General features: G+C 63.8%; 20 protein-coding genes and 1 pseudogene. 11 read left to right on the top strand and 10 right to left on the bottom strand.

What is annotated here, in order from left to right:
- Positions 1-107 precede the first annotated feature (107 nt).
- The 3 genes from Lysil_RS02345 (at position 108) to Lysil_RS02355 (ending at position 3,174) form a co-directional block, all read left to right on the top strand.
- On the top strand, positions 108-317 hold the full coding sequence (locus Lysil_RS02345) for a LysM peptidoglycan-binding domain-containing protein (protein WP_240600272.1): 210 nt from the start codon (positions 108-110) through the stop codon (positions 315-317).
- A gap of 45 nt (positions 318-362) precedes the next feature.
- Entirely contained in the window at positions 363-854 is a 492-nt protein-coding gene (locus tag Lysil_RS02350; RefSeq protein WP_103073961.1) for a hypothetical protein, read from the top strand.
- A 97-nt stretch (positions 855-951) separates the two neighbouring features.
- Positions 952-3,174 (top strand): NADP-dependent isocitrate dehydrogenase, encoded by a 2,223-nt coding sequence (locus Lysil_RS02355; protein WP_103073962.1) that lies wholly within the window; start codon positions 952-954, stop codon positions 3,172-3,174.
- Between the two features lie 72 nt (positions 3,175-3,246).
- Here the strand turns inward: Lysil_RS02355 and Lysil_RS02360 are convergent, their stop codons facing one another.
- On the bottom strand, positions 3,247-3,993 hold the full coding sequence (locus Lysil_RS02360) for an MHYT domain-containing protein (RefSeq protein WP_103073963.1): 747 nt from the start codon (positions 3,991-3,993) through the stop codon (positions 3,247-3,249).
- A gap of 57 nt (positions 3,994-4,050) precedes the next feature.
- Positions 4,051-4,839 carry a 4-vinyl reductase gene (locus Lysil_RS02365; RefSeq protein ID WP_103073964.1) on the bottom strand — a complete coding sequence of 263 codons (789 nt, stop codon included), beginning with the start codon at positions 4,837-4,839 and terminating at the stop codon, positions 4,051-4,053.
- A 216-nt stretch (positions 4,840-5,055) separates the two neighbouring features.
- On the opposite strand from Lysil_RS02365, the gene Lysil_RS02370 reads away from it, so the two are divergent.
- Both Lysil_RS02370 and Lysil_RS02375 read left to right on the top strand, forming a co-directional pair.
- Positions 5,056-5,604 carry a pseudouridine synthase gene (locus Lysil_RS02370; RefSeq protein WP_103074936.1) on the top strand — a complete coding sequence of 183 codons (549 nt, stop codon included), beginning with the start codon at positions 5,056-5,058 and terminating at the stop codon, positions 5,602-5,604.
- Positions 5,605-5,666: 62 nt separating this feature from the next.
- Positions 5,667-6,752: a hybrid sensor histidine kinase/response regulator gene (locus tag Lysil_RS02375; protein ID WP_165782354.1), complete on the top strand. Its 1,086-nt coding sequence runs from the start codon at positions 5,667-5,669 to the stop codon at positions 6,750-6,752.
- Here the strand turns inward: Lysil_RS02375 and Lysil_RS02380 are convergent.
- Positions 6,692-6,994 carry a hypothetical protein gene (locus tag Lysil_RS02380; RefSeq protein WP_103073966.1) on the bottom strand — a complete coding sequence of 101 codons (303 nt, stop codon included), beginning with the start codon at positions 6,992-6,994 and terminating at the stop codon, positions 6,692-6,694. The genes Lysil_RS02375 and Lysil_RS02380 overlap by 61 nt on opposite strands.
- Positions 6,995-7,070: 76 nt before the next feature.
- The gene (gene hrpB / locus Lysil_RS02385; RefSeq protein ID WP_103073967.1) at positions 7,071-9,560 is read right to left on the bottom strand and encodes an ATP-dependent helicase HrpB; all 2,490 of its coding nucleotides are present in this window, start codon (positions 9,558-9,560) and stop codon (positions 7,071-7,073) included.
- A 47-nt stretch (positions 9,561-9,607) separates the two neighbouring features.
- On the opposite strand from hrpB, the gene Lysil_RS02390 reads away from it, so the two are divergent.
- The 3 genes from Lysil_RS02390 to Lysil_RS02400 are packed head-to-tail and all read left to right on the top strand — an operon-like array spanning position 9,608 to position 14,679.
- The gene (locus Lysil_RS02390; RefSeq protein ID WP_103073968.1) at positions 9,608-10,441 is read left to right on the top strand and encodes a TatD family hydrolase; all 834 of its coding nucleotides are present in this window, start codon (positions 9,608-9,610) and stop codon (positions 10,439-10,441) included.
- Positions 10,442-10,474: 33 nt separating this feature from the next.
- Positions 10,475-11,590 (top strand): efflux RND transporter periplasmic adaptor subunit, encoded by a 1,116-nt coding sequence (locus tag Lysil_RS02395; protein WP_103073969.1) that lies wholly within the window; start codon positions 10,475-10,477, stop codon positions 11,588-11,590.
- The gene (locus tag Lysil_RS02400; RefSeq protein WP_103073970.1) at positions 11,587-14,679 is read left to right on the top strand and encodes an efflux RND transporter permease subunit; all 3,093 of its coding nucleotides are present in this window, start codon (positions 11,587-11,589) and stop codon (positions 14,677-14,679) included. The genes Lysil_RS02395 and Lysil_RS02400 overlap by 4 nt, the downstream gene beginning before the upstream one ends.
- Positions 14,680-14,734: 55 nt before the next feature.
- On the opposite strand, the gene Lysil_RS02405 is transcribed toward Lysil_RS02400, so the two are convergent.
- The 4 genes from Lysil_RS02405 to glyQ all read right to left on the bottom strand — a co-directional run bounded on the left by Lysil_RS02405 (position 14,735) and on the right by glyQ (position 18,857).
- Positions 14,735-15,124, bottom strand: coding sequence for a hypothetical protein (locus Lysil_RS02405; RefSeq protein ID WP_103073971.1), 390 nt, complete (start codon positions 15,122-15,124; stop codon positions 14,735-14,737).
- A 65-nt stretch (positions 15,125-15,189) separates the two neighbouring features.
- Complete coding sequence (gene glyS / locus Lysil_RS02410; protein ID WP_103073972.1) at positions 15,190-17,265, bottom strand: glycine--tRNA ligase subunit beta; 2,076 nt, start codon at positions 17,263-17,265, stop codon at positions 15,190-15,192.
- Between the two features lie 36 nt (positions 17,266-17,301).
- Positions 17,302-17,937: a glutathione S-transferase family protein gene (locus tag Lysil_RS02415; protein ID WP_103073973.1), complete on the bottom strand. Its 636-nt coding sequence runs from the start codon at positions 17,935-17,937 to the stop codon at positions 17,302-17,304.
- The gene (gene glyQ, locus Lysil_RS02420) at positions 17,934-18,857 is read right to left on the bottom strand and encodes a glycine--tRNA ligase subunit alpha (RefSeq protein ID WP_103073974.1); all 924 of its coding nucleotides are present in this window, start codon (positions 18,855-18,857) and stop codon (positions 17,934-17,936) included. Before glyQ ends, Lysil_RS02415 begins: the two co-directional genes overlap by 4 nt.
- Positions 18,858-18,922: 65 nt before the next feature.
- On the opposite strand from glyQ, the gene Lysil_RS02425 reads away from it, so the two are divergent.
- Positions 18,923-19,642: a glutamine amidotransferase gene (locus Lysil_RS02425; RefSeq protein ID WP_103073975.1), complete on the top strand. Its 720-nt coding sequence runs from the start codon at positions 18,923-18,925 to the stop codon at positions 19,640-19,642.
- 5 nt (positions 19,643-19,647) lie between these two features.
- On the top strand, positions 19,648-20,544 hold the full coding sequence (locus tag Lysil_RS02430; protein WP_129588338.1) for a BPSS1780 family membrane protein: 897 nt from the start codon (positions 19,648-19,650) through the stop codon (positions 20,542-20,544).
- A 25-nt stretch (positions 20,545-20,569) separates the two neighbouring features.
- Here the strand turns inward: Lysil_RS02430 and Lysil_RS02435 are convergent, their stop codons facing one another.
- Positions 20,570-22,348 carry a potassium/proton antiporter gene (locus tag Lysil_RS02435; RefSeq protein WP_103073977.1) on the bottom strand — a complete coding sequence of 593 codons (1,779 nt, stop codon included), beginning with the start codon at positions 22,346-22,348 and terminating at the stop codon, positions 20,570-20,572.
- Positions 22,349-22,387: 39 nt separating this feature from the next.
- A pseudogene (locus Lysil_RS02440) lies at positions 22,388-22,990 on the bottom strand (ATP-binding protein); the annotation flags it as partial.
- A 359-nt stretch (positions 22,991-23,349) separates the two neighbouring features.
- On the opposite strand from Lysil_RS02440, the gene Lysil_RS02445 reads away from it, so the two are divergent.
- On the top strand, positions 23,350-24,624 hold the full coding sequence (locus Lysil_RS02445; protein ID WP_165782355.1) for an efflux RND transporter periplasmic adaptor subunit: 1,275 nt from the start codon (positions 23,350-23,352) through the stop codon (positions 24,622-24,624).

A 24,624-nucleotide genomic window follows, 5' to 3' on the forward strand; every position in this document is an offset into this window, starting at 1 on the left:
TCGTGGCATCGTCATGGGCCACCTCGTCATCAAGACCCAAGGAGTTCAACATGAGTGGAAACGCAGAAGACGTCGATCCCCTGTTCAAGGATGCGCAGACCGGTTCCATGTCCACCGAACAGCCCGCGGATGGCGGCGGCGGTGCGGGCGAACAGAGTTACACGGTCAAGTCGGGCGACACATTGTCGGCGATCGCCAAGCAGTTCTATGGCAGTGCCAACAAGTATAACGTGATTTTCGAAGCCAACCGCGACATTCTCGACGATCCCAACAAGATCAAGCCGGGCCAGACCCTCAAGATCCCGGCCGCCGAATAATTCCGGTATTTCCGTTTCGCCACCCATATTCGAGAGAACGAATCCATGAAGCAGACCCGTCTTTCGCTGGTCCTGTCCTCGGCGCTGATCGCCAGCGTCGCCATCGTCGGTTGCAAGAAGAAGGATGAAGCGCCGCCGCCCGCGCCGGCTGCAACCGCTCCCGCGCCTGCCCCGGTTGCGGCCGCTGCTACCGCTTCCGTCGCTGCGGTCGATCTCGGCAGCGCCGTCGGCGCCGATCTCAAGATCACCGCGCCGGCCACCACCTTCAAGCCCAAGGACACGGTCTATGCGTCCGTGACCACCGCCACCAGCGATCCCGCCGCCACCGTTCCGGGCAAGCTGACGGCCAAGTGGTCGTACGACAAGGCCGGCACGCAAGTGAAGGCCGGCGAAGAAACCAAGGAAGTGAACTTCTCTGGTCCCGGTACCACCGACTTCTTCCTGAAGATGGCATCGGGACTCCCGGTCGGCAAGTACAAAGTCGAAGTGTCGCTCGACGGTGCCGTGGTCCAGACCAAGGAGTTCGAGGTCAAGTGACCTGACCGCCGCCTGATCGCACGCCATCCGCAGCAGTGTGGATGCGAGACAGGGACGCAGCCTCCGGGCTGCGTCCTTTTTTTGTAAAATACCGGGCATGGCCGATTCCACGATTCTCTACACCTTGACGGACGAAGCGCCGTTCCTCGCCACCGCCTCGTTCCTGCCGATCGTGCAGGCCTATGCCAAGACCGCCGGCATCGCCATCGAGACGCGCGACATCTCGCTGGCCGCGCGCATTCTCGCGCTGTTTGCGGACGTGCTGAAACCGGAACAACGCGTCAACGACGATCTTGCCGAACTCGGCCATCTCGCCACCACGCCCGACGCCAACATCATCAAGCTGCCCAATATCAGTGCCTCGGTGCCGCAGCTGAAGGCCGCGATCAAGGAATTGCAGGCGCAGGGCTACGCATTGCCGGACTACCCGGACGAACCGCAGGGCGAACGCGAGAAGGACATCAAGGCGCGCTACGGCAAGGCGATGGGCAGTGCGGTCAATCCGGTGCTGCGCGAAGGCAATTCCGATCGCCGTGCGCCGGCCTCGGTAAAGGCGTATGCGCGCAAGCATCCGCATCGCATGGGCAAGTGGAGTTCCGATTCGAAGTCGCATGTCGCGCACATGGAGGCCGGCGACTTCTACGGCAGCGAGCAGTCCTACACCATGGTCAATGCCGGCAGCGTCCGCATCGAATACACCAGCGTGACCGGCAGCAGCTTCCCGCTGCGTGCGCCGGTGCCGGTGCAGGCTGGCGAGGTGATCGATGCCTCGGTGCTGAGCGCGCAGGCGCTGGCGGATTTCGTCGATGCCGAAATCGCCGACGCCAAGGCGCGCGGCGTGCTGTTCTCGCTGCATCTCAAGGCGACCATGATGAAGGTCAGCGATCCGATCATGTTCGGCATCGCGGTGTCGCGCTTCTACGCGCCGGTACTGGAGAAGCATCCGCGGACGATGGCCGAAATCGGCTTCAATCCCAACAACGGCATTGGCGATCTCTACGCCAAGCTCGGCCAGTTGCCCGAGGCGCAGCGCGTCGCGATCGAAGCCGACATCGCCGCGTTGTACGCGCAACGCCCCGGTTTGGCGATGGTGAATTCCGACAAGGGCATCACCAACCTGCACGTGCCGAGCGACATCATCGTCGATGCATCGATGCCGGCGATGATCCGCGACAGCGGCAAAATGTGGAATGCAGCAGGGGAGCTGCAGGACACCAAGGCGGTGATCCCCGACCGCAACTACGCCGGCATCTACCAGGCGGTGATCGACGACTGCCGCGAACATGGCGCGTTCGATCCGGCGACCATGGGCAGCGTGCCGAACGTTGGCCTGATGGCGCAGGCTGCGGAGGAATACGGCAGCCACGACAAGACCTTCAAGATCAGTGGCGACGGCACGGTGCGGGTGATCGACGAGCACGGCACCGTGCTGCTGCAGCATCCGGTGAAGGCCGGCGACATCTGGCGCATGTGCCAGACCAAGGACGCGCCGATCCGCGACTGGGTGAAGCTGGCGGTGACGCGCGCGCGCCTCTCCAACACGCCGGTCGTGTTCTGGCTGGATCCGCGCCGCGACCACGACCGATCACTGATCGCCAAGGTCGCGACCTATCTCAACGAACACGACACCAGCGGACTCGACATCAGCATCCTGAGTCCGATCCGCGCGATGCGGCATTCGCTCAAGCGCATCCGCGAGGGCAAGGACACCATCGCCGCCACCGGCAACGTGCTGCGCGACTATCTCACCGACCTGTTCCCGATCATGGAACTGGGTACGAGTGCCAAGATGCTGTCGATCGTGCCGTTGATGGCAGGCGGTGGCCTGTTCGAAACCGGTGCCGGCGGTTCCGCGCCCAAGCACGTCCAGCAGTTCGTCGCCGAGGACTACCTGCGCTGGGATTCGCTGGGTGAATTCCTGGCCTTGCAGGCATCGTTCGAGCAGCTGGCACAGCACACCGGCAACGCGCGCGCGCAGGTGTTGGCCGATGCGCTGGACGCCGCCAACGGCATGTTCCTCGACAACGACAAGTCGCCATCGCGCAAGCTGGGCGGCATCGACAATCGCGGCAGCCATTTCTGGTTGGCACTGTATTGGGCGCAGGCACTGGCCGCGCAAACGCAGGATGCCGAACTCGCCGCACTGTTCGCGCCGTTGGCGAAAGCACTCGCCGACAACGAAGGAAGGATCGTCGAAGAATTGATCGCCGTGCAAGGCAAGCCGGTCGATATCGGCGGTTACTACCGTCCGGACATGGCCAAGGTGCCGACGGCGATGCGCCCGAGCGCGACCTTCAATGCGGCGCTGGCGACGTTGTGATCGTCAGGCTGCACTGGTGAAACGAAAACAGGGCGCCACTGGCGCCCTGTTCTGTATCGAACCACGCGATGTTCAGATCGTGATGTCGGCGCGCTTCTGGCGACGCAGCATCGTGACCACCAGGGTGACCGAGAGCAGGATCGTCGCCACCGCGAAGATGCCCATGCCAAGGTAGGCGCCGCCAAGGGTACCGGTCGCCGCAGCACTTGCATCGACGGGCACGAACTTGGCCGCGGCCATGCCGGTGTAGTGCATGCCGCACACCGCCACGCCCATCACCAATGCGCTGCCGAGCATCTGCGCCCAACCGCGAAGGTTGAAGGCCAGCCACAGCGCCACGCACGATGCCACGATCGCGATCGCGACCGAAGCGATCACCAGCGTGCCGTCGTACTGGATTTCCGCAGGCATCCGCATCGCCGCCATGCCGGTGTAGTGCATGCCGGCCACGCCGAGTCCGGTGAGGATGCCGGCGAGCACCAGCTTGCCCATGTTGAACTGGCCGATGCCGACGATGGCGAGTCCGACCGCGACCGCCGCGAAGCCGATGATGGCCGAGAGGATGGTGAGTGGCATGTCATAGGTCACCGGCATGTCCATCTTGCAGGCGAGCATGGCGATGAAGTGCATCGCCCAGATCGCGCCGACGCCGAGCGCTGCCGCGGAACCGAGCACCGATTGCCAGCGTTGCCCGGCCGTGCGCGCCGCCGGAATCGACACCGCCAGCTGCAGCGCGGTGAAGGAGCCGAGCACCGAAACCACATAAGACAGAGCGACAAGCAATGGATCGTGGACGCATTGGATCGCATGATCGTGCATGGGTATTCCCCTTTTTCGTGGGTGATGGAGGACGGCGTGATGGGCGCTGTCGCCGGATTACGCGTGGAACTCGAACCTGCAGCAATCGTCGCCACGCGCGCAGCAACTGCTCTCGCTGACGCGTACCGTTCCGAGGTGCCCGGATTCGTTGAGCAGGCCTTCCAGGTAGCCGCGGAAGAAGTGGCATTGCGGCGTCGGCAGCGCCTTTTGTCCCGGCGTGCAGAACGGGCTGCTGGTGGTGGAAAGCGTGTCGCCTTCCTGCTTCACCGCGATGAGTTGTTTCAGCGCCGGCAGGGCGACATGGGCGATCGACCCGGACAGCGGCTGGTGCGCGCCGAGGACGAAGTCGCGCTTGAACACCCACGCACCGACGCGTGCGCCGATGTGGCGCATGGTGGCCTCGCGTTGCGCCGGATCGACACTGCGTTCGAGCGCCAGCACGGTGCCGAAAACCTGCGGGTAGTCGCGCGCGACCTGCGGCAGCATCTGTTCGATGCGTTTCTGGTCGGGGATGTCGCTTTGCGCGGGTTGTGCCGGCGCGGCGGGTGCAGCGGTAGCGATGGGCGTCGCGGCGGTTGCTTGCGGGATCAGGGGCGCGTTGCCCGAATTCGGATCGAAGATGCCGGATTCGAAGCTGCTCACCATGTGATGGGTGCCGAGTTGTTCTTCCATCCGCAGCAGGTTGGCTTCCGGTCCCTTCACCAGCAACGACATGACGACGCCGCTGTCGGTATTCGCGCGGCGATGGCGCAACAGGGTGAACTGGTTGGCAAGCAGAGTGTCGCTCAACGCGATCAGCAGGCCTTCCTTGTAACTGGACACTACCCGCAATTCGACTTCGATCATTCCTGTTCCCCTTGTTGCCGTTTCCGGTGCCGGTTACATCGATCCAATGCACGGCGATCGACCCCCCGATCGACACCGTGGCACGGTGTGAAACCCGTCTTCGCGAAGATGAACGGATGCGCTGAATCTACCTGAATTCTTCAGCTATATGCAATCGGGTATGGTGCGATTTCTCCCATTCAGATGAAGAAGAGCGGCACTGATCGCAAAACCGGGATGCTCATCGCGTTCAACAAACCGTATGGCGTGCTCTGCCAGTTCACTGATCGCAGCGTGCCGCCACGACCGACTCTGGCGCTGTTCGAGTTGCCGCCGCGGGTCTATGCCGCCGGGCGGCTCGATCACGACAGTGAAGGGCTGCTGTTGCTGACCGACGATGGGGCGCTGGTGCATCGCATCAGCCATCCCCGTCACACGCTGGGCAAGCGCTATTGGGTGCAGGTCGAGGGGGATCCCGGCGAAGACCAGCTGCGGCGCCTGCGCGATGGCGTGTCGCTCAACGATGGCCTGACCCTGCCGGCCGAGGCGCGACGCATCGACGCTCCGCCGATGTTGTGGCCGCGCGATCCGCCGATCCGCGTGCGCAAGACCGTGGTCGATGCCTGGCTGGAACTGCGCATCCACGAGGGACGCAATCGCCAGGTGCGGCGGATGACGGCGGCGGTCGGCTTGCCGACGTTGCGCCTGGTTCGCCATGCCATCGATCGCTGGCAACTCGATGGCCTGCAACCGGGCGAATGGCGCGAAGTCTCGCCGCAGGGATGATCTACACTTGTCCGGCCATGTCGCAGGCGTGGCAATAGAGACGGGGAGGGAATTTGTCAGTCGTGACACATGCCGGTCGCATCCTGGTGGTGGATGACCAGGCCATCAATCTGCGCGTGGTGTCGTCGTTGCTGGAGCGCCAGGGCTATCAGGTGTCCTGCGCCAGCGGCGGCGAAGAAGCGCTGCAGGCGTGCCGGACCTCCATTCCCGATCTGATCCTGCTCGACATGATGATGCCGGGCATGGATGGCTTTTCCCTGCTCAAGGCGATCAAGTCCGACGAGTCGTTGCTGCGCGTTCCGGTGATCTGCCTGACGTCGGTGCAGGATCGCGACCTGCTGGTGCAGGCGTTCGAGGCCGGTGCGGTGGACTATGTCACCAAGCCGTTCATCGCCGAGGAGTTGCTGGCGCGCGTCGGCGTGCATGTCGGTTTGAAGATGACGCGCGATCGCCTGGAACGCGTTGCCAACGAACGCCAGGAGCTGGTCAATCTGGTTGCGCACGATCTCAAGAATCCGCTGACCAGCATCCTCTTCGCCAGCGACATCCTGGTGAACAACGGCGTCAAGCCGGAGCGGGTGCCACGCTATCTGCAGATGATCCACGAGAGTGCCAGCGATGCGTTGGGATACATCCGTCGCTATCTGGAATCGCAGGCACCGGGTGAAGAGGACGCAGTGGTCGACGCCGTCGCCGATCTCGATGCCGCGCTCGACTGGCTGGGCCAACGCTACGAATTGCAATGCGAAAGCAAGGGGCTGGTGTTGCGCATCAGTCATTCCACCAGCGATGCACGGGTGCAGATCGAACAGTTGGTGCTGCGCCAGGTGGCGGAAAACCTTGTCACCAATGCCCTGAAGTACGCGGCCAAGGGCGGCGAATTGCATCTGGCCGCGCAGGCGGGCGCGCCGGGATTCTGGCGTTTGGTCGCGGAAGATCGCGGCCCGGGCATCAGTGCGCAACAGCAGCGCAAACTGTTCAAGCCGTTCATGCGCCTCACCGATGGCGATCCGCTGGACGGGGTTTCCAGCGGTCTCGGCCTGTCACTGGCGCGGCATATCGTGATGAGTGCCGGTGGCCAGTTGTTCTACGAGGATCGCGAGGGCGGCGGCGCGCGCTTCGTGATCGAGTTGCCTGCCGCCGAGTGAGTTGAGTTGCGGCGACGCGCGGCGTACCACAGCAGTCCGGCACCAGCGACTGCGGCGACCGCGAGCACGGGATTGCGCTTGATGGCGGTGCGGGCGACGCGCGATCCGGTCTTGATCGCGCCGATCGCTGCGCCGGTTTCGATCCAGCGCATGGCATGGTCGGGGAGATGTTCCTTCACCGCATCGCCGACCTTGCCGGCGAGATCGGCCACGCGATCGGTATAGGAATCGAGTTTGTTCATGGCGAGGTTCCGTGCGGGCTGATGATCAGTGTCGGACGCGGAATGTTGTGGCGGCGTGAGGCGACGTATCCGGCGTTCACGTTCCGCGCGGTTTCGCGCGATGCGTCGCCGTCGCATTCCACGGATCGTCCGGCCACGGATGCCGGGGATAACGCCCCTTCATCTCTTTTTTCACATCTGGATAGGTGCGATCCCAGAATCCGCGCAGATCCTGCGTCACCTGCAACGGGCGCCCACCCGGCGACAACAGATGCAGGGTGAGGGCGATGCGGCCATCGGCGATCCGCGGCGTTTCCGCCAATCCGAACAATTCCTGCAACTTCACTGCCAACACTGGCGATGCCGGCGTGCCGTCATCGTGCAAGGCGTATTCGATGGTCCGCTCCAATCCCGATGGTACCAGGGTGCGTGTCGGTGCCAGCGCGTCGATGCGTTGCCGCAGCGACCAATCGACCAACCCGCGCAATGCCTCGGATAACGCCGAAGTATCCAGCGCATCGATGCGACGCAGACTGACAAACGCTGGCCGCAGCCAGTCGTCGAGTGTCGCCAGCAACGCGGCATCGGAGAAATCGGGCAGCGCGAGTTCCGGCATCCATGCGTGCAGGCATTGCACGCGGATGCGCCATTGCGCGAGTGTATCGTTCCATGGCAGCAGATCGAGTCCGCTTTCGCGCACGGCTTCGGTGAGCGCGGCGGCAGCGAGATCGGGATCGATCTTCCCTGCCGGACGCGCCGACAACACGATGCCGTCGAAGCGTTCGATGCGTTCGCTCAGCAGTGCCTGTTTCGCCGTATCCCAGCGCACTTCGTCGGATTCGCGCCAATGGGGGGCGAAGTCCGCGCGCAACCGCCGTTCATCGACGGGCAATGCGCGCAGGATCAATGCTTCGCGTGCTTCATGGCGCAGTTCGGCGATCACCAGCCACGGCTCGCCATACAGCGCGCTGTCGTCGAACAGGCGGGCGCCGCGACCATTGCTCAACTGATAGCGCCGGGGATCGGAAGGATGCTGGCGGGCGATGCGGTCGGGATAGGCGTGCGCGAGCAGTGCGCCAAGTTCATGCGTCGCGATTTGTGCGGGTGGTGCGGTGTCGATGCGCAACCGGCGCCGCCATTGCATCGCGGCGGCATCGATGGCGGCCAGCGCGGAACGATTGGCATCGGCAGGCGTGCGGCCGTTGCGGAACGAGGAAAGTGCCTGCCAGCGTTCGGCCAACGCGTCGCTGCGACTGCGCAAGGGATCGCGCGCTTCCAGCAATGCGGCGAGATCGCAGGCCAACGCGCGTGAAGTGTTGTCGCGGGCGGACAACAGCATCGCGGCGAGTCGCGGATGGGTGCCGAGCGCCAGCATGCGCCGGCCGCGCTCGCTGATGTGGCCATCGGGCGTGATCGCCTCGAGGCGTTGCAGCAGATCGCGCGCGGATGCGAGAGTTCCGGGCGGTGGCGCATCGACGAAACGCAGGTCGCTGCCGCCCCAGGCCGCGAGCTCCAATGCCAGTGCGGCGAGATCGACTTGCGAAAGTTCCGGTCGTCGCTGCGGATCGAGTCGCTTCGATTCCGGCCACAGTCGATAGGCATGGCCCTCGGCGACGCGACCGGCGCGACCGGCGCGCTGATCGGCGGACGATTGCGCGATCGCCACCGTGTCGAGTCGCGAGAAGCCGCTGTTGGGATCGAAACGCGGTTCGCGCGCCAGCCCACTGTCGATCACCACGCGCACGCCGGGCAGTGTCAGGCTCGATTCGGCGACATTGGTCGCCAGCACGATGCGGCGGCGACCGTCGGCATCGGGTTGCAGCAGGCGCGATTGTTGTTCCACCGGCAATTCGCCATGCAGGGCGAGGATGTCGATGCCCGGCAATGCGCCTTCCAGCAAGCGTTGCGCGGCCGTGATCTCGCGCAGGCCCGGCAGGAACACCAGCACGTCGCCGGGATGTGCGGCGATGGCATCGACCACCGCGCGCTTGACCTGATGTTCCAGCGCTTCGTCGCGCCGTGCCGCGAAATGATCGACGTGCACCGGGAAACTGCGACCGGCGCTGCTGATGCGCGGTGCATCGAGCCAGCGCGACAGCGATTCGCCATCGAGCGTCGCCGACATCACCACGATGCGCAGGTCATCGCGCACTGAGGCCTGCACGTCAAGTGCCAGCGCGAGACCGAGATCGCTGGCGAGATGGCGTTCGTGGAATTCATCGAACAGGATCGCGCCGATGCCTTCCAGCAACGGATCGTCCTGCAGCATGCGGGTGAGGATGCCCTCGGTCACGACTTCGATGCGAGTGCGCGCGGAGACCTTGTTGTCGAAACGGATGCGATAGCCCACCGTCTCGCCGACGCGTTCGCCCAATTGCGCCGCCATGAAACCGGCGGCGGCGCGCGCGGCAACGCGACGCGGTTCCAGCATCAGGAGTTTGCGGCCTTCCAGCCACGGCGCATCCAGCAGGGCCAATGGCAGTTGCGTGGTCTTGCCGGCGCCGGGCGGCGCTTCCAGCACCAGCCGCGTGTGCGTCGCCAGCGTGGCGCGCAACTCGGGCAAGATGGCGGTGATCGGGAACTGCATCTGCACATTGTAGAAGCGCCGGGCCGCCGGCCCGGTAAAATCGCCCCATGCAACTCATCGACATCGGCGCCAACCTCACCCACGACAGCTTCGATCGCGACCGCGCTGCCGTCCTTGCCCGCGCGCAAGAGGCCGGCGTGGCACAACTGATCGTCACCGGCGCCAGCCGCGAGCATTCGCCGCAGGCGCTGGAGCTCGCACAAGCGCATCCGGGCGTGCTGTTCGCCACCGCCGGCGTGCATCCGCATCACGCCAGCGAGTACACCGACGAATGCGATGCCGAGATGCGCGCGCTGCACGCGCATCCGCAAGTGGTCGCGGTCGGCGAGTGCGGCCTCGACTATTTTCGCGATTTCTCGCCACGGCCATCGCAGCGCACGGCCTTTGAGCGCCAGTTGCAGATCGCCGTCGACTTTTCTACCAACGGCGTGGGCAAGCCGCTCTTCCTGCACCAGCGCGATGCCCACGCCGACTTCATGGCGATGATGAAGAACTTCGACGGTCGTATCGGCCCGGCGGTGGTGCATTGCTTCACCGGAACCCGCGAGGAGTTGTTCGACTACCTCGACAACGACTGGCATATCGGCATCACCGGCTGGTTGTGCGATGAGCGCCGTGGCGCACATCTGCGCGAACTGGTGAAATCCATTCCGGCGAATCGATTGATGATCGAAACCGACGCGCCCTACCTGTTGCCGCGCACATTGAAGCCACTGCCGAAGGATCGCCGCAACGAGCCAGCCTTCCTCGCCCATATCGTCGAAGAGTTGGCACGCGATCGCGGCGAATCGCTGCAACAGGCCGCGGATGCGAGCACGAACGCCGCACGTGCGTTTTTCCGCTTGCCGGATGCCGTGGCAGGTTCAATGTTAACAGGTTAAACTTCGCGGAAGATCCTCTTTCGGAAGTGTTCCATGTCCTTGTCGATCCGCAGGCTCGCACTCGTCGCCTGCCTGCTCGCCATCGTGTTGCCGGGCTGCAAAAAGCAAGATGATGCCGCCACGAAAGCCGCCGAGCCTGCGCTCACCGTCAGCGTCATCCCGGTGCTGCAACAACAAGTCGCCAATGGACTCACGGTCTCCGGGCCGGTGTCGCCGGTGGAAGAAATGCAATTGGGCGTGGAGATCAGCGGCCAGCGCGTCACCGCGCTCAAGGTCGATGTCGGCCAGTGGGTGAAGGCAGGCCAGGTGCTGCTCACGCTCGATCACCGCACGCTCGATGCCGCGCTCGCGCAAGCGGATGCGAACCTGAAGCAGGCGCAAGCCGGTGCAGTGCTCGCCAAAGCCAACCTCGTGCGCGGCGAAGGCTTGGCGAAGGATCACTACATCAGCGCGTCGCAGCTCGACCAGCTGCGTGCAGCGAAACTGCAGGCCGATGCCCAGCTCGCGACGGCGCAGGCCGCGCGCGATGCGTCCGCCTTGCAACGCAGTTTCGCCGAGTTGCGCGCACCGGCGAACGGCCAGATTTCCAAGCGGCTGGTGCAGCCGGGCCAGATCGCCGCGGGTGGCACCGAACTGATGCGCCTGATTCGCGATGGCAAGCTGGAGTGGCGCGCGGAACTGCCGGCATCGCAACTGTCGCTGGTCAAGCCGGGCGATCGCATCGCGTTGCGCGGTCGTGACGGCGAAATGGTCGAAGGCCGCGTGCGAGCGGTGAGTCCCGGCGTCGATGCCAGTTCGCGCACCGGCACCATGTACGCCGATCTGCCGCAACCGCAGGGCCTGCATCCGGGCACGTATCTGGAAGGACGCATCGACACCGGCCTCGCCGATTCGCCGGTGGTGCCGAGCGCGGCGATCGTGTTGCGTGACGGCTTCCAGACCGTGTTCGTCGTCGATGCGCAGAACAAGGTGCACGCGACGCGCATCGACACCGGCAGCAAGGACGGCGGACAGGTACAGGTGTTGCGCGGCCTCAAGGCCGGCGATCGCGTGGTGGTCGAAGGCACCGGCTTCCTCGCCGATGGCGATGTGGTGAAAGTGGTCGCGCCGAGTGCTGCCGGCGTCGCGAAAACGGGAACCACGCCATGAGTGGTGGCGGTAGCGTTTCGTCGTGGGCGATCAGGCGACCGCTGCCGGCGATCATGGTGTTCTTCGTGTTGTGCGTGGCCGGATTGTGGGGCTACCACAAGTTGCCGGTCGCACGCTTCCCCGATATCGCCTTCCCGATGACGGTGGTGACGGTGATCCAGCCGGGCGCATCGCCATCGCAACTGGAAACCGAAGTCACCCGCAAGATCGAGGATTCGGTCGCGACGATTCCCAACATCAAGCGCGTCACTTCGACCGTGGTCGAAGGCACCTCGACCACTGCGATCGAATTCAATCTCGACACCGACCTGATGGTGGCGCTCAACGACACCAAGGATGCGGTGACGCGCGTGCGCACCGACCTGCCGCAAGACATCCAGGAACCGATCGTCTCCAAGGTGAACATCGGCGGTTCGTTGCTGACGTACTCGGTGTCGTCACCGGGCATGACGGCGGATGAGCTGTCGTGGTTCGTCGATCGCGATGTCGCGCGCGCCGTCTACGGCGTCGAAGGCGTGGCCGCGGTCAATCGCATCGGCGGCATCGATCGCCAGGTGCGCGTCGATCTCGATCCGCAGGCGCTGGAAGCCTATGGCGTCACCGCCGGCGAAGTGAGCCAGCAACTGCTGGCGATGCAGGTCGAACGGCCCGGCGGCAAGGCCGAACTCGGTGGCGCGCAGCAGACCATCCGCACCATCGGCACGGTGAAGGATGCACAGCAGTTGCGCGATTACAGCATCGCGCTGGCCGATGGTCGCGCGGTGCGGCTGTCGTCGATCGCCACGATCACCGATGCCGCCGCCGATCCCACGCAGGCTGCCTTCCTCGATGGCAAGCCGGTTGTCGGTTTCTCGATGTCGCGCACCCGCGGTTCCGACGAACTCAAGGTGAAGGCGGGCGTCGAAGCGGCACTTGCCGAATTGCACAAACTTCATCCGGCGATCAATTTCAATCTCGTCACCGACAATACCGTCGAGACCTGGAACAGCTATTCCTCCTCGATGGAAATGCTGGTCGAGGGCGCGTTGCTGGCGTTGCTGGTGGTGTGGCTGTTCCTGCGCGACTGGCGCGCGACGTGGGTCTCGGCGGTGGCGTTGCCGTTGTCGATCATCCCCACGTTCGCGGTGATCTATTTCCTCGGATTCACCCTCAACATGATCACGTTGCTGGCGATGTCGGTGGTGGTCGGCATCCTGGTCGACGATGCCATCGTCGAGATCGAGAACATCGTGCGCCATCTCGGCAACGGCAAGTCGCCGATCGATGCCGCGCGCGAAGCCGCCGACGAAATCGGCACCGCGGTCATCGCGACCTCGATGACGCTGGCGGCGGTGTTCGTCCCGGTCGCCTTCATGCCCGGCATCGCCGGCAAGTTCTTCCGCGAATTCGGCTGGACGGCCGCGACCGCCGTGCTGTTCTCGCTGCTGGTCGCGCGCCTGCTGACGCCGATGATGGCGGCCTACACGCTGAAGGGCGCGCACGGCCACGAGCAACCCGACGGCAAGCTGATGACGCGTTACCTCAAGCTGGTCGACTGGGCGCTGCGCAATCGCTGGAAGACGCTGGCAATCGCGACGGTGCTGTTCTTCGCCTCGCTGGCGATCATTCCGTTCATCCCGGCCACCTTCATTCCGCCCGGCGATCGCGGCCTGAGCAATCTCAGTGTCGAACTCGCGCCGGGCGCACAGATCGAGGACACCACGCGCATCGCCGAAATCGCACGCGGCAAATTGAAGTCGGCGATCCCCGAACTCAAGCAGGTGTTCACCATGGCCGGCAGCGTGCCGGACGTCGGCGATCCGGCGAAGTCGGGCGTGGCCGATCCGCGCCGCGCGACGCTGGTGCTCGACTGGGGCGCGAAGGGTGACCGCAAGCGTTCGCAGGAACAGTTGGAACAGGCCGCGCGCGCAGCGCTGGTCGATCTGCCGGGCGTGAAGATCAGCTACATCAGCAGCGAACCGGGCCAGCAGATGATGCTGGTGCTGGCCGGCGACGATCCCGACAAACTGGAAAGCGCGGCGTCCGCGGTGGAACGCGATCTGCATACCATCAAGGGCATCGGCAGCATTTCCTCGTCGGCATCATTGCTGCGGCCGGAATTGCAGATTCGTCCGGACTCCGCGCGCGCCGCCGATCTCGGCGTGTCGACCGCGGCAATCGCCGAAGCCGCGCGCATCGCCACCGCCGGCGATTACGTGCAGCGCATGGCCAAGCTCAATCTCGCCGATCGCCAGATCCCGATTCGCGTTGGTTTCGCCCTCGACCAGTTGCGCGATCCCGCCACCATCAGCCGCATGAAGGTGCGCGGGAAATCCGGGCCGGTGCCGCTGGACGCGGTCGCCGACATTCGCCCCGGCAGCGGGCCATCGGTGATCTCGCGCTACAAGCGCCAGCGCAACGTCACCCTCACCGCCGAGCTCAACGGTCGTCCGCTCGGCGACGTGATGAAGGAAGTGCAGGCGCTGCCGTCGGTGAAGCGACTGCCAGCGGGCGTGCAATTCCAGAACACCGGCGACGCCGAGATCTTCGTCGAACTGTTCACCGGCTTCCTGCTGGCGATGGTCGCCGGCATCGTCTGCATCTACATGGTGCTGTTGCTGTTGTTCAACCACGCCACGCAGCCGCTGACCATCCTCGCGGCGATCCCGTTGTGCGCGGGCGGTGCCTTCGGCGCGTTGCTGATCACCCAGAACATGCTGTCGCTGCCGGCGCTGATCGGCTTGCTGATGCTGATCGGCATCGCCACCAAGAACTCGATCCTGCTGGTCGATTACGCGGTGATGGCCGAGGACGAACACGGCATGAGCCAGCACGATGCCGTGGTCGATGCCTGCCACAAGCGTGCGCGTCCGGTGCTGATGACCACGATCGCGATGGGCGCCGGCATGTTGCCGCTGGCGCTCGGGTTCTCCGGCGATTCCAGCTTCCGCGCACCGATGGCGGTGGCGGTGATCGGCGGCCTGATCACCTCGACCCTGCTCAGCCTGATCGTGATTCCGGCGACCTATACCGTGCTGGATGATTTCGGCAGCTGGGTGGCGCGGAAGTTCCATCGGAATCCGCATGCACAGGTGGCGAACGATTCCTGATCGCACAAATGAAAAGCCCGGCAATGCCGGGCTTTTCGCTGTGGTCAATGATCGATCAGTGACTGTTGTTGCCTTTTGAATCCGTGTCTTCGGCGCGACCTTGGCCATTGCGCGACGTCCAGGATCCACTGGTGCGCGCTTGTGGGCATACCGACAAATATTGGTTGAGCGAGTCGTAATCGGCCTGTTGCCAGTTGCGCACGCCGTAATAGTTCTCCGGCCGGCAGAGGAAGGTCGGCGTCCATGCCCCGGTATACGGCGGCAGGGGCACCCAGCACTGCGGCGACTGGATCTCGTTGTGCTGGATCGACGCAGCCTGCGTGCAGAACACGAATGGATCGTCCTGACGGTAACGCAATTTCTCGTAGTAACCCTTCTGCTGGGCCACGGCGACGCCGGACAACGCCAATGCTGTCCCCGCGATCAAAAGAACCTGACGCTTCATCACACGACCCCCTCCGCTCCCGTTTGTGCGGATCGTAGCATAGTGTGATTGCAGTCAAGAAACCGTCAAGCCAGCGCCTCCAGCTGGACGATCCCGCCGAGCAGGCGGTCGAGCTGGCCGAGCAGGGCCAGGCGGTTGCGGCGGATGGCCGGGTCGTCGGCGTTGACCATGACCTGGTCGAAGAACTGGTCGACCTGTGGGCGCAGTCGCGCCAGCCGGGTCAGGGCGGCGACGTAGTCGTGGGGATCGTGGCCGCTGACGTGCAGTTCGCCGTCGGTCGCGGCCACGGCTTCGGCCAGTTCGAGCTCGGCCGGTTCCTTCAGCAGCGACGGATCGACCTCGGCGGGAATCTCGCCCTCGGCCTTGCGCAGGATGTTGCGAATGCGCTTGTTGGCGGCGGCGAGCGCTTCGGCTTCCGGCAATCGCGCGAATTCGCCGATGGCATCGATGCGGCGGTCGAAGTCGTACAGCGAATGCGGGCGCTTGCCGGCCACGGCGTTGAAGTGCGTTGCCGGCACGGACTTGTCGGCGTAGTAACCCTTGAGGCGATCGAGGATGAAGTCGTAGAGCTCGTTGACGTCGGCCTGCACGTTCTTCGCCGCGAGCCCCGCATTGGCGGTGGCGAGCAGATGGGCGAGATCGAGATCAAATCCGCTCTCGATGATCGTGCGCGCCAGTCCCAGCGCATTGCGTCGCAGCGCGAACGGATCCTTGTTGCCGGTTGGCTTCAACCCCGCCGCGAATCCGCCCGCCAGCGTGTCAAGGCGTTCGGCGATCGCCAGCACCTTGCCTGTTTGCGACAGCGCGATGTCATCGCCGGCGAAGCGCGGTTGATACGCCTCGTCGATCGCCAGCGCGATGTCCGATGATTCACCAGCAGCCTGCGCGTAATGACGTCCGGCAATGCCCTGCAGTTCCGGGAATTCGTTGACCATGCGCGATTGCAGGTCATTCTTCGACAATTCCCCGGCACGCTTCGCCTGCACCGGATCGGCGCCGACGTCCTGCGCGATCGTTTCCGCCAATGCGGCAACGCGTTGCACCTTGTCGGCGACGCTGCCGAGTTTGGCCTGATAGGTGACGGTCTTGAGGCCATCGCCCATCGCCACCAGACCCTGCTTCAAATCCTCGTCGAAGAAGAACTTGGCATCGGCGAAGCGCGGGCGGATCACGCGTTCGTAACCCTTGCGCACTTCCACCACGTCCTTCGAGGGAATGTTGGCGATGCCGATGAAGTGTTCGCTCAACTGCTGCGCACCATCGAGCACCGCGAAGAACTTCTGGTTGGTCTCCATCGTCGAGATCAGCGCTTCGTGCGGCACGGTGAGGAAGTCGCGCTCGAACTGGCAGGCGACAGCGACCGGCCATTCCACCAGACCGTTCACTTCTTCCAGCAAATCGTCGGAGATGCGGGCGTGGCCGCCGACCGTCTTCGCGGCCTGTTGTGCTTCGCTGCGGATGCGTTCGCGGCGTTCGTCGGGATCGACCAGCACATTCGCATCGCGCAGCGCAGCGACGTAATCGTTCACCGCATTGATCCACACCGGCTTGTCGTGCAGGAAACGATGGCCGCGCGACATCCGGCCCGACTTGGTGCCCATCAGTTCGCAATCGACCACGTCGTTGCCGAACAGCAGCACCAGCCAGTGCACCGGTCGCGCGAAGGCGTAGTCGTGATCGCCCCAGCGCATCGGCTTGGGGATCGGCATCGCGGCGATGGCCTCGCGTACGATCTCCGGCAGCAGGTCGGCGGTGCGTGCACCGGTGCGCTTCGAGCGATGGACGAAGCGTTCACCCTTGTTGTCGCTGGTGCGTTCGAGTTGCGTCCACTCGATGCCGGCCTTGGCAGCGAACCCTTGCAGTGCCTTGGTCGGCTGACCGTCCGCGTCGAGCGCGATGTTGAGATACGGGCCGAGCACTTCGCTCGCTTGCTCCGGCTGCTCGGTGGCGACCGCGGGCAGCAGCACCGCGAGTCGGCGTGGCGTGTACAGCGGCTTGGCGTCGCCGCGTTCGCAGGCGATGCCGCGCGCTTCCAACCCCTTGGTCACGCCATCGAAAAACGCCTGTGCAAGGCCGGGCAGCGCCTTGACCGGCAATTCGTCGGTGCCGAGTTCGATCAAGAGCGGAAGTTGTTGACTCATGGTTTGGACCTTGCGGAGTGTTTCTGTCGAGCGGATTCAGTTCGGCGTCGGGGCGTCGAAGGGAACGTAGAACTGCTTGAATGTCGGCAATGCTTCGTAACCATCGACGCGTGCCTGCAACGCCGGGAATGCGGCAAGATCGATCGGCACGGCATCACGGAGATAGGTGGCGGCGCAGGCGAGCATGATGTCAGCCTGCGAGATCGCATCGCCAACCAGCCACTCGCGATCGGCACGTTCGCGGCAGATGCGCTCGAGTTCCGCCAGCGATGCTTCGCTTTGCGCGCGACAACGCTTCAGCCAAGGTGCGTGATGCAATTCGACCGGACGGAAGATGCGTTCGTAGACCAGCATAATGCCCTTGTCGAGTGCGCCGACGGCGAGTGCGATCAGCTTCAGCGCATCGCGGCGCTGCGGATCGTTGGCCGGCAACAACTGATGTTCATGGCCGGGCAGGCGATCAAGCCAGTCGATGATCAGCGCTGATTCCGTCAGTGCTTCGTCGTCGTCCAGTACCAGGACCGGCACGCGGCCCTGAGGATGGAATTCGCGGATCTTCGCGGCATCCTTGCCCACCGACCAGTCGCGATGCTCGAACGTCATGCCGAGCAATGACAGACTGATGGCGACGCGCCGCACATACGGCGAGTCGTACATGCCGATCAGGATCATGCGGCCTCCTTTGCTTGTTTCTTCAGTCCGGGGAATCCGAGTTTCTCGCGCTGGGCGAAATACGCTTCGGCGACGGCCTGCGACAACTTGCGCACGCGCAGGATGTAGCGCTGCCGTTCGGTGACGCTGATGGCGCGACGGGCGTCGAGCAGGTTGAAACTGTGGCTGGCCTTCATCACCTGCTCGTAGGCGGGCAATGGCAAGCCGACTTCGACCAGTTTCATCGCTTCCGCTTCGCAGGCATCGAAGCGATGGAACAGTTCGGTGACGTCGGCGTATTCGAAGTTGTAGGTGCTCTGTTCGACTTCGTTCTGGTGGTAGACGTCGCGATAGGTGACCGCTGTGCCATCGGGACCGTAGGTCCACACCAGGTCGAACACGTTGTCGACGTTCTGCAGATACATGCACAGCCGTTCGAGGCCATAGGTGATCTCGCCCAGTACCGGCCGGCATTCGAGACCGCCGGCCTGCTGGAACCAGGTGAACTGGGTGACTTCCATGCCGTTCAACCACACTTCCCAACCCAGCCCCCACGCGCCCAGCGTCGGCGATTCCCAGTTGTCCTCGACCAGTCGCAAGTCATGCACCAGCGGATCGACACCGAGCGCCTTCAGCGACTCGAAATACAGCTCGACGATGTTGTCCGGCGACGGCTTCATCACCACCTGGTATTGGTAGTAACGCTGCAGGCGATTGGGGTTCTCGCCATAACGGCCATCGGTGGGACGGCGGCAAGGCTGCACGTAGGCGGCATTCCACGGCTCGGGGCCGAGCGCGCGCAGGAAGGTGGCGGGATGGAACGTGCCGGCACCGACTTCCAGATCGAGCGGCTGGATCAGCACGCAGCCAAGATCGCCCCAGTAGGCGTTGAGGCGCTGGATGAGTTGCTGGAAGGTGATGGAAACGCGCGCGGCAGGCATCGGGAAGGCCGTAAATTCACGAGTTCATTAGTATAGATGGCGTGCCCGCCCGCCAAGGTGCATCGATGCCGCCACGCTTCCTCATCCTCCAGACCGGCCAGCCGGTGGCCAGCCAGCGCCGCCACGGCGGATTCGCGCACTGGATCCGCGTCGCCGCCGGCTTGGAGCGCGCGCAAGCGGATGTAGTGGACGTCGAGGCTGGCGAAGCGTTGCCGCAACATCGCGACTACTCCGGCGTGCTGGTGTCGGGGTCGCCGGCGATGGTGACCGAGCGTCGCGACTGGAGCGAGCGCAGTGCCGAATGGTTGCGCGATGCCGCGGAAGCGGGTGCGCCGATCCTCGGGATCTGCTACGGCCACCAGTTGCTGGCGCACGCATTGGGCGGCGAAGCCGGTGACAACCCACGTGGCCGCGAGATGGGCACGGTGGATGTGCGGTTGGAAAACACCGCCGGCGATCCGCTGTTCCATGGCCTGCCCGATACCTTCCGCGCTCAGGTGACGCATCTGCAGAGCGTGTTGCGGATGCCCGATGGCGGCGTGCGGCTGGCGACGTCCGAGCTCGATGGTTGCCAGGCCTTCCGTTGGGGCCGCGCGACCTGGGGCCTGCAGTTCCATCCCGAATTCAGCGCCGCGCGCATGCACGGCTACGTGCGCGCCCGCGCCGACGCCTTGCGCGCGGAAGGGCATGATCCCCACACAATGTCGCGTAACATCGGCGCCGCACCGGTGGCCCGCAAGGTGCTCCGCCGATTCATCCAGCACGCACGCAATCACGGAACCTGATGACGATGGACGAAATTCGCAAGCCGGCCTCGAACGAGATTCGCAAGGTGCCCGCCTCCGCCGGCGCGCAATGGCTGATCGATGGCTTCGCAACGCTGAAGGCATCGCCGACCGGGTTCGGGGCGATGGGGTTGGTGTACGGCGTGCTCGCGGCATTGATGGCGGGCGTCGTGATGTTGCTGCCGCAGGCCGCATTCGTGGTGCAGACGCTGTGGTTCCTTGCCGCGCCGGTATTGACGGCGGGGCTGGTCTGGGCCGCGCGTGAAGTCGCCGAAGGGCGTCATGTTGGCGTTGCCGCTTACTCCGAGCCGGCAAGGCAAGGGAAAGTGCCGTCGTTGCTCGCCACGCTGTTGCCGCAATTCGTTGCCGCGGTGTTGATCGCCGGGCTCGCCTTCGTGCTGATCGGATACGACAACGTCCGCACGATGATGGAGGTATTCGAAAAGATGCGCGATGCCCCACCGGGAGCGCAACCGGATCCTGCGTTGCTGGCTGCATTGCCCGCCGGTGGGGTTCTGTTGTGGATGCTGTGCGCGATATTGATCGGGTTCGCGATGTTCTTCGTGACCTTCATCGCCGTTCCCGGAATCATGCTTGGTGGCAAGGACGTGTTCACCGCATTGCGTGCCAGCTGGCGCGCCAGCCTGCGCAACTTGCCGGCGATGCTGGTGTTGATCGTGCTGCTCATCATCATGCTGATCGGCATCGCCCTGCTGGCCGGCATCGTCGGCGCGATCGTCGGCATTGTTGCCGGACAGGTGATGCAGATGCTGGTGGTCCAGTTGGTGATGATGACCGTGCTTGCACCGGTGATGGCGGCTGCCGCGACCAGTGCCTGGCGCTCGATGCTGGGCGCAGACGCCGGCCCACCAGCGCTGCCAGTGGGGCAGCTGCAAGCCTGAGGCAATCGCGCAACAGCGATCGCTGTTACTGCGATCCTCCCAACAAGCGCTCACTCAACGGCACCAGTCGCAAGCCCACTTGCGCGACGCGATCGTCGTGCAGGCGGTGGACGGTGAGGATGGCATTGCCGATGGACAGTTGATCGCCGGGTTGCGGCTGTTCGTCGAAGCGTTCGTCGAACAAGAGTGCTGCGGTGTGTTTCGCGAATCGTTTCGGCAGATTCAGGCCATAGAACTCGGCGATATCGCCCAGCGGGGCGTCGCCGCCGAACAGGAATTCGCCGAAACCGGGCTGCGGCGAGTTCGCGGAATCGGCGCCGCGGGCGACGAAGTACCAGTCGAGCCGCCGCGCCGACGTGGTCGGCGCCAGCATGTAGGCGTAGTCACCCGGGCGCAGGTCGCCGGCCTCATTGCCCTGCACGATGCGACCATCGCGCACCACCATCGCCACCCGCACGTCGAGTGGCCAGGTTTCGGTCGCGAGGGCGCGCGCGCCGGGCGCGACGCGATAGCCGAGCAATTCGTATTCAAGCTGGCCGGGCAGGTCGAGGTGGACGCGGCGGGTGTCGGGATCGTTGCGCGGCACCGCGACGCCGAATGCGTGCGCGGCGCGCTCCAGCGTCCAGCCTTGCACGATCAACGAGGCGAGGACCACGACGAATGCGACATTGAAGTACAGCCACGCATCGGGCAGTTGCGCCAGCAAGGGAATCGATGCCAGGAAGATGCTGACCGCGCCGCGCAGCCCGACCCAGGCGATGAAGCCGATCTCGCCCCAGCGATAGCGGAATGGCAGCAGGCATACCAGCGTGGTCACCGGGCGTGCGACCAGCATCAGGAACGCGGCGACGCCGAGTGCTGGCCACAACACCTGCAACAGCGCGTGTGGCGTAGCCAGCAATCCGAGCAGCAGGAACATCAGCAATTGCGCGAACCAGGTCGCGGCGTCCTGCACCGACATCACTTCATGGCGGGCGCGCACCGGGCGATTCGCCACGATCACGCCAGCCGCGTACACCGCCAGATAACCGCTGCCACCGATCAGGTTGGTGAGCGCGAACAGCGTCACCGCGCCGGCCATCGCCAGCCATGGATGCAGGCCCGACGGGAAGTCGTAGCGGTTGAGCGCGGCCACGATCAGGCGGCCGCCGCCGTAGCCCATCAACGCGCCGCAGCCCATCGCCCAGATCACCTGCAGGATGATCACGAACACGCTGCCTTGGCCGTTGCCGGCGACCCAACCGGCCAGCGCGACGGTCAGGAACACGGCCATCGGATCGTTGGCGCCGGATTCGATTTCCAGCGTGCTGCCGGCGCGTCGTTCCAAGTGCAGGCCGCGCGCGCGAATCAGGAAGAACACCGCGGCGGCGTCGGTCGAGGCGAGCACGGTGCCGAGCAAAAGTGACTGCAAGGTGCCGAGAGCCAGCAGCCAGTGCGCGGCGACCGCGGTCAGCGACGCGGTGATCAGCACGCCGACGGTGGACAGCACCAATGCTGGCTTGATCGCCCCTCGCACCTGCGACGCGCGTGTCTGCAGGCCGCCATCGAACAGGATCAGGCACAGCGCCAGCGCGCCGATCTGGTAGGTGAATCCGGTGTCGTCGTAGCGGATGCCGCCGGGGCCATCGACGCCCAGCAGCAAGCCGAGGATCAGGAACACCAGCAGCAACGGTGCGCCGAAACGCCGCGCCAGCAATGACGAACCGATTCCGGCCAGCACCAGAACGGCGTAGCCAAGCAAACGATTGTCGATGTGGTGCAGCTGTTCCAAACGCGCGTCCGTTCCGCCGGATGATGCATTCATCCTAGCAATAGCGTATTGCGCCGCGCTGGCACGCGGCGATCAGGCGTACGGCGTGGCCGGCCGATAACCCAGCGCCTCGCCGAGATGCGCGGTGGCGATGTCGCTGCCGTCGTCGAGGTCGGGATCGAGATCGGCAATCGTGCGGGCGACGCGCAGGATGCGGTGCATCGCGCGGGCCGACAATTGCAGGCGCTCGACCGCGGTTTCCAGCAGGAGTTGATCCTGCGCTTCGAGTCGGCAATCGCGTGCCAGTTCGCGTGGTTGCAGGCGGCTGTTGATGGTGCCGGCACGGCTGAGCTGGCGATTCCGCGCGGCGGTGACGCGTTCGCGCACGTGGCTGCTGCATTCACCGCGCGCTGCATCGGGACGCAATTCGGCGGCCGGGAGGCGCTGCACGTGGACATGGAGATCGATGCGGTCGAGGATCGGCCCGGAAATGCGGCCGCGATAGCGCTGGATCATCTCCACATTGCAATTGCAGCGACCGCTGATGTCGCCTGCCCAGCCACACGGGCAAGGATTCATCGCGGCGACCAGCTGGAAGCGCGCGGGATATTCCGTTCGCCGTGCCGCACGCGCGATGTGCATCGTTCCGGTCTCCAGCGGTTCGCGCAGCATTTCCAACGTGTGCCGGCCCCACTCGGACTGGAAGATTCCAAGGATCCCCTCGGTGAGGGCTTCCCGCTACTGGTGCGCCACGGGCTAGTCGGGCCTGCGCTTTTGACGGGAAATACCGCGATAGCGCTACTGGTCTCCATGTAAGTGACGTCTACTCATGGATACTCCCGCCTTCTCAATAGGGCAAGTGGACAAGCGGGATATCTGGCGAGTAGCAATTTGACCCGGTGTAAGTGCGCAATACGCACTTCAAGGCCAACTCAAATCCGGACGTTATGCTTTGGAGAAGTGTCCGAAATCGGACAATTTGAGATCCGCACGAAATATATCCTATTGATTTAATTGAATATTATTCTTGGCACGGCTCATGCTGACATATGGCCATGGACGTTCTCAAGAACAAGAGTGCTGGAAAGTGGCCGAGTTGGGTGCCATCAAAGTTGCGTCGACCCCGCTCGCTCATAGTCGCCGTGTTGGTGGCAATTGTGCTCATGGCTGTCGGCTTCTGGGGGTTGGGAAAGGCATCACCAAGCATTCAACGGAGCGAGCTTTGGATCGATACTGCAGTAAAAGGGGATATGAAACGCGAGATACGAGCGAGTGGTGTACTCGTTCCGAAGGACATACGTTGGATCGTTGCGAATGTGCCTTCAAGGGTAGAAAGAATTGTGGTTGAACCGGGAGCGACAGTGACTGAGGACACAACTGTCCTCGTGCTTACAAACCCCGAGATCCAGACCTCATTAGAGCGTGCTCAAGCCGCTCTATCCGGGGCGGAATCCGAAGTGCTTGCTACTCGTGCTTCGATGAAGTCCCAAGTATTGGACCAAGAGGCTATACGCGTCGGCGCAGAATCCGACTGGAAATCGGCGGCGATACAGGCTGCCGCATACAAGCGCGCATATGAGGGGGGTGCAATTCCTGGGATCGAATTGAAAAAAATTGAAATTACAGAGCAACAGAACCGACAAAAAGCTGACCTGCAAGCACAACGAGTAGTTGCAGCAAAAGAAAATATGAACGCACAGCTCAATGCTGCTATAGCTCGACGGGATCAGGCCGCAGGTGCGCTGCAAATCGTCAAGCAACAGATTGAAAGCCTACAAGTTAAAGCAGGCATAAATGGAATATTGCAGCAGATTGATGTTGAGCCTGGGCAGCAAGTCGAAATAGGCGCGAAGCTTGCACGTGTTGCTAAACCAGATGCATTGATTGCACGGGTGCAAGTCCCGGAAATATTGGCCAAAGACTTGGCACTAAACCTCCCGGCCACAATAGACCTCCGAGTGGCAAGCGTTCCAGGGAAAGTGAGCAGAATTGATCCGGCGGTTAGGAACGGAAGTGTTGCCGTGGACATTGTCTTCGATGGCGAGCCGCCTTCCGCGGCACGGCCTGATCTCGCCGTTGAAGGGCGCATATTGCTGGGCAATCTGCGCAACGTCGTGAGTATTGAGAAGCCCTCGTTGGCAGCTCCGTTGACGACGTCTACCTTGTTTGTACTTAGACAAGGAGATCATATTGCCCGAAGGGCACGAGTAAGTTATGGCGTCGCATCAAGCGATCGCATCGAAATTCGCTCCGGCGTGAATGCTGGAGACCAAGTGGTCCTTTCGGATACTAGTCGCTGGAAAGACGAAGATTCCTTACAAATTCGCTGA

The sequence above is a fragment of the Solilutibacter silvestris genome (assembly GCF_002895945.1).
GTDB classification, from domain to species: Bacteria; Pseudomonadota; Gammaproteobacteria; order Xanthomonadales; family Xanthomonadaceae; genus Solilutibacter; species Solilutibacter silvestris.

Excerpts from the sequence above, each read along its gene's own strand:
- Lysil_RS02345 (WP_240600272.1), top strand. The coding sequence starts at position 108 with ATGTCCACCGAACAGCCCGCGGATGGCGGCGGCGGTGCGGGCGAACAG.
- Lysil_RS02350 (WP_103073961.1), top strand. The coding sequence starts at position 363 with ATGAAGCAGACCCGTCTTTCGCTGGTCCTGTCCTCGGCGCTGATCGCC.
- Lysil_RS02355 (WP_103073962.1), top strand. The coding sequence starts at position 952 with ATGGCCGATTCCACGATTCTCTACACCTTGACGGACGAAGCGCCGTTC.
- Lysil_RS02360 (WP_103073963.1), bottom strand. The coding sequence starts at position 3,993 with ATGCACGATCATGCGATCCAATGCGTCCACGATCCATTGCTTGTCGCT.
- Lysil_RS02365 (WP_103073964.1), bottom strand. The coding sequence starts at position 4,839 with ATGATCGAAGTCGAATTGCGGGTAGTGTCCAGTTACAAGGAAGGCCTG.
- Lysil_RS02370 (WP_103074936.1), top strand. The coding sequence starts at position 5,056 with ATGCTCATCGCGTTCAACAAACCGTATGGCGTGCTCTGCCAGTTCACT.
- Lysil_RS02380 (WP_103073966.1), bottom strand. The coding sequence starts at position 6,994 with ATGAACAAACTCGATTCCTATACCGATCGCGTGGCCGATCTCGCCGGC.
- hrpB (WP_103073967.1), bottom strand. The coding sequence starts at position 9,560 with ATGCAGTTCCCGATCACCGCCATCTTGCCCGAGTTGCGCGCCACGCTG.
- Lysil_RS02390 (WP_103073968.1), top strand. The coding sequence starts at position 9,608 with ATGCAACTCATCGACATCGGCGCCAACCTCACCCACGACAGCTTCGAT.
- Lysil_RS02395 (WP_103073969.1), top strand. The coding sequence starts at position 10,475 with ATGTCCTTGTCGATCCGCAGGCTCGCACTCGTCGCCTGCCTGCTCGCC.
- Lysil_RS02400 (WP_103073970.1), top strand. The coding sequence starts at position 11,587 with ATGAGTGGTGGCGGTAGCGTTTCGTCGTGGGCGATCAGGCGACCGCTG.
- Lysil_RS02405 (WP_103073971.1), bottom strand. The coding sequence starts at position 15,124 with ATGAAGCGTCAGGTTCTTTTGATCGCGGGGACAGCATTGGCGTTGTCC.
- glyS (WP_103073972.1), bottom strand. The coding sequence starts at position 17,265 with ATGAGTCAACAACTTCCGCTCTTGATCGAACTCGGCACCGACGAATTG.
- Lysil_RS02415 (WP_103073973.1), bottom strand. The coding sequence starts at position 17,937 with ATGATCCTGATCGGCATGTACGACTCGCCGTATGTGCGGCGCGTCGCC.
- glyQ (WP_103073974.1), bottom strand. The coding sequence starts at position 18,857 with ATGCCTGCCGCGCGCGTTTCCATCACCTTCCAGCAACTCATCCAGCGC.
- Lysil_RS02425 (WP_103073975.1), top strand. The coding sequence starts at position 18,923 with ATGCCGCCACGCTTCCTCATCCTCCAGACCGGCCAGCCGGTGGCCAGC.
- Lysil_RS02430 (WP_129588338.1), top strand. The coding sequence starts at position 19,648 with ATGGACGAAATTCGCAAGCCGGCCTCGAACGAGATTCGCAAGGTGCCC.
- Lysil_RS02435 (WP_103073977.1), bottom strand. The coding sequence starts at position 22,348 with ATGAATGCATCATCCGGCGGAACGGACGCGCGTTTGGAACAGCTGCAC.
- Lysil_RS02445 (WP_165782355.1), top strand. The coding sequence starts at position 23,350 with ATGGACGTTCTCAAGAACAAGAGTGCTGGAAAGTGGCCGAGTTGGGTG.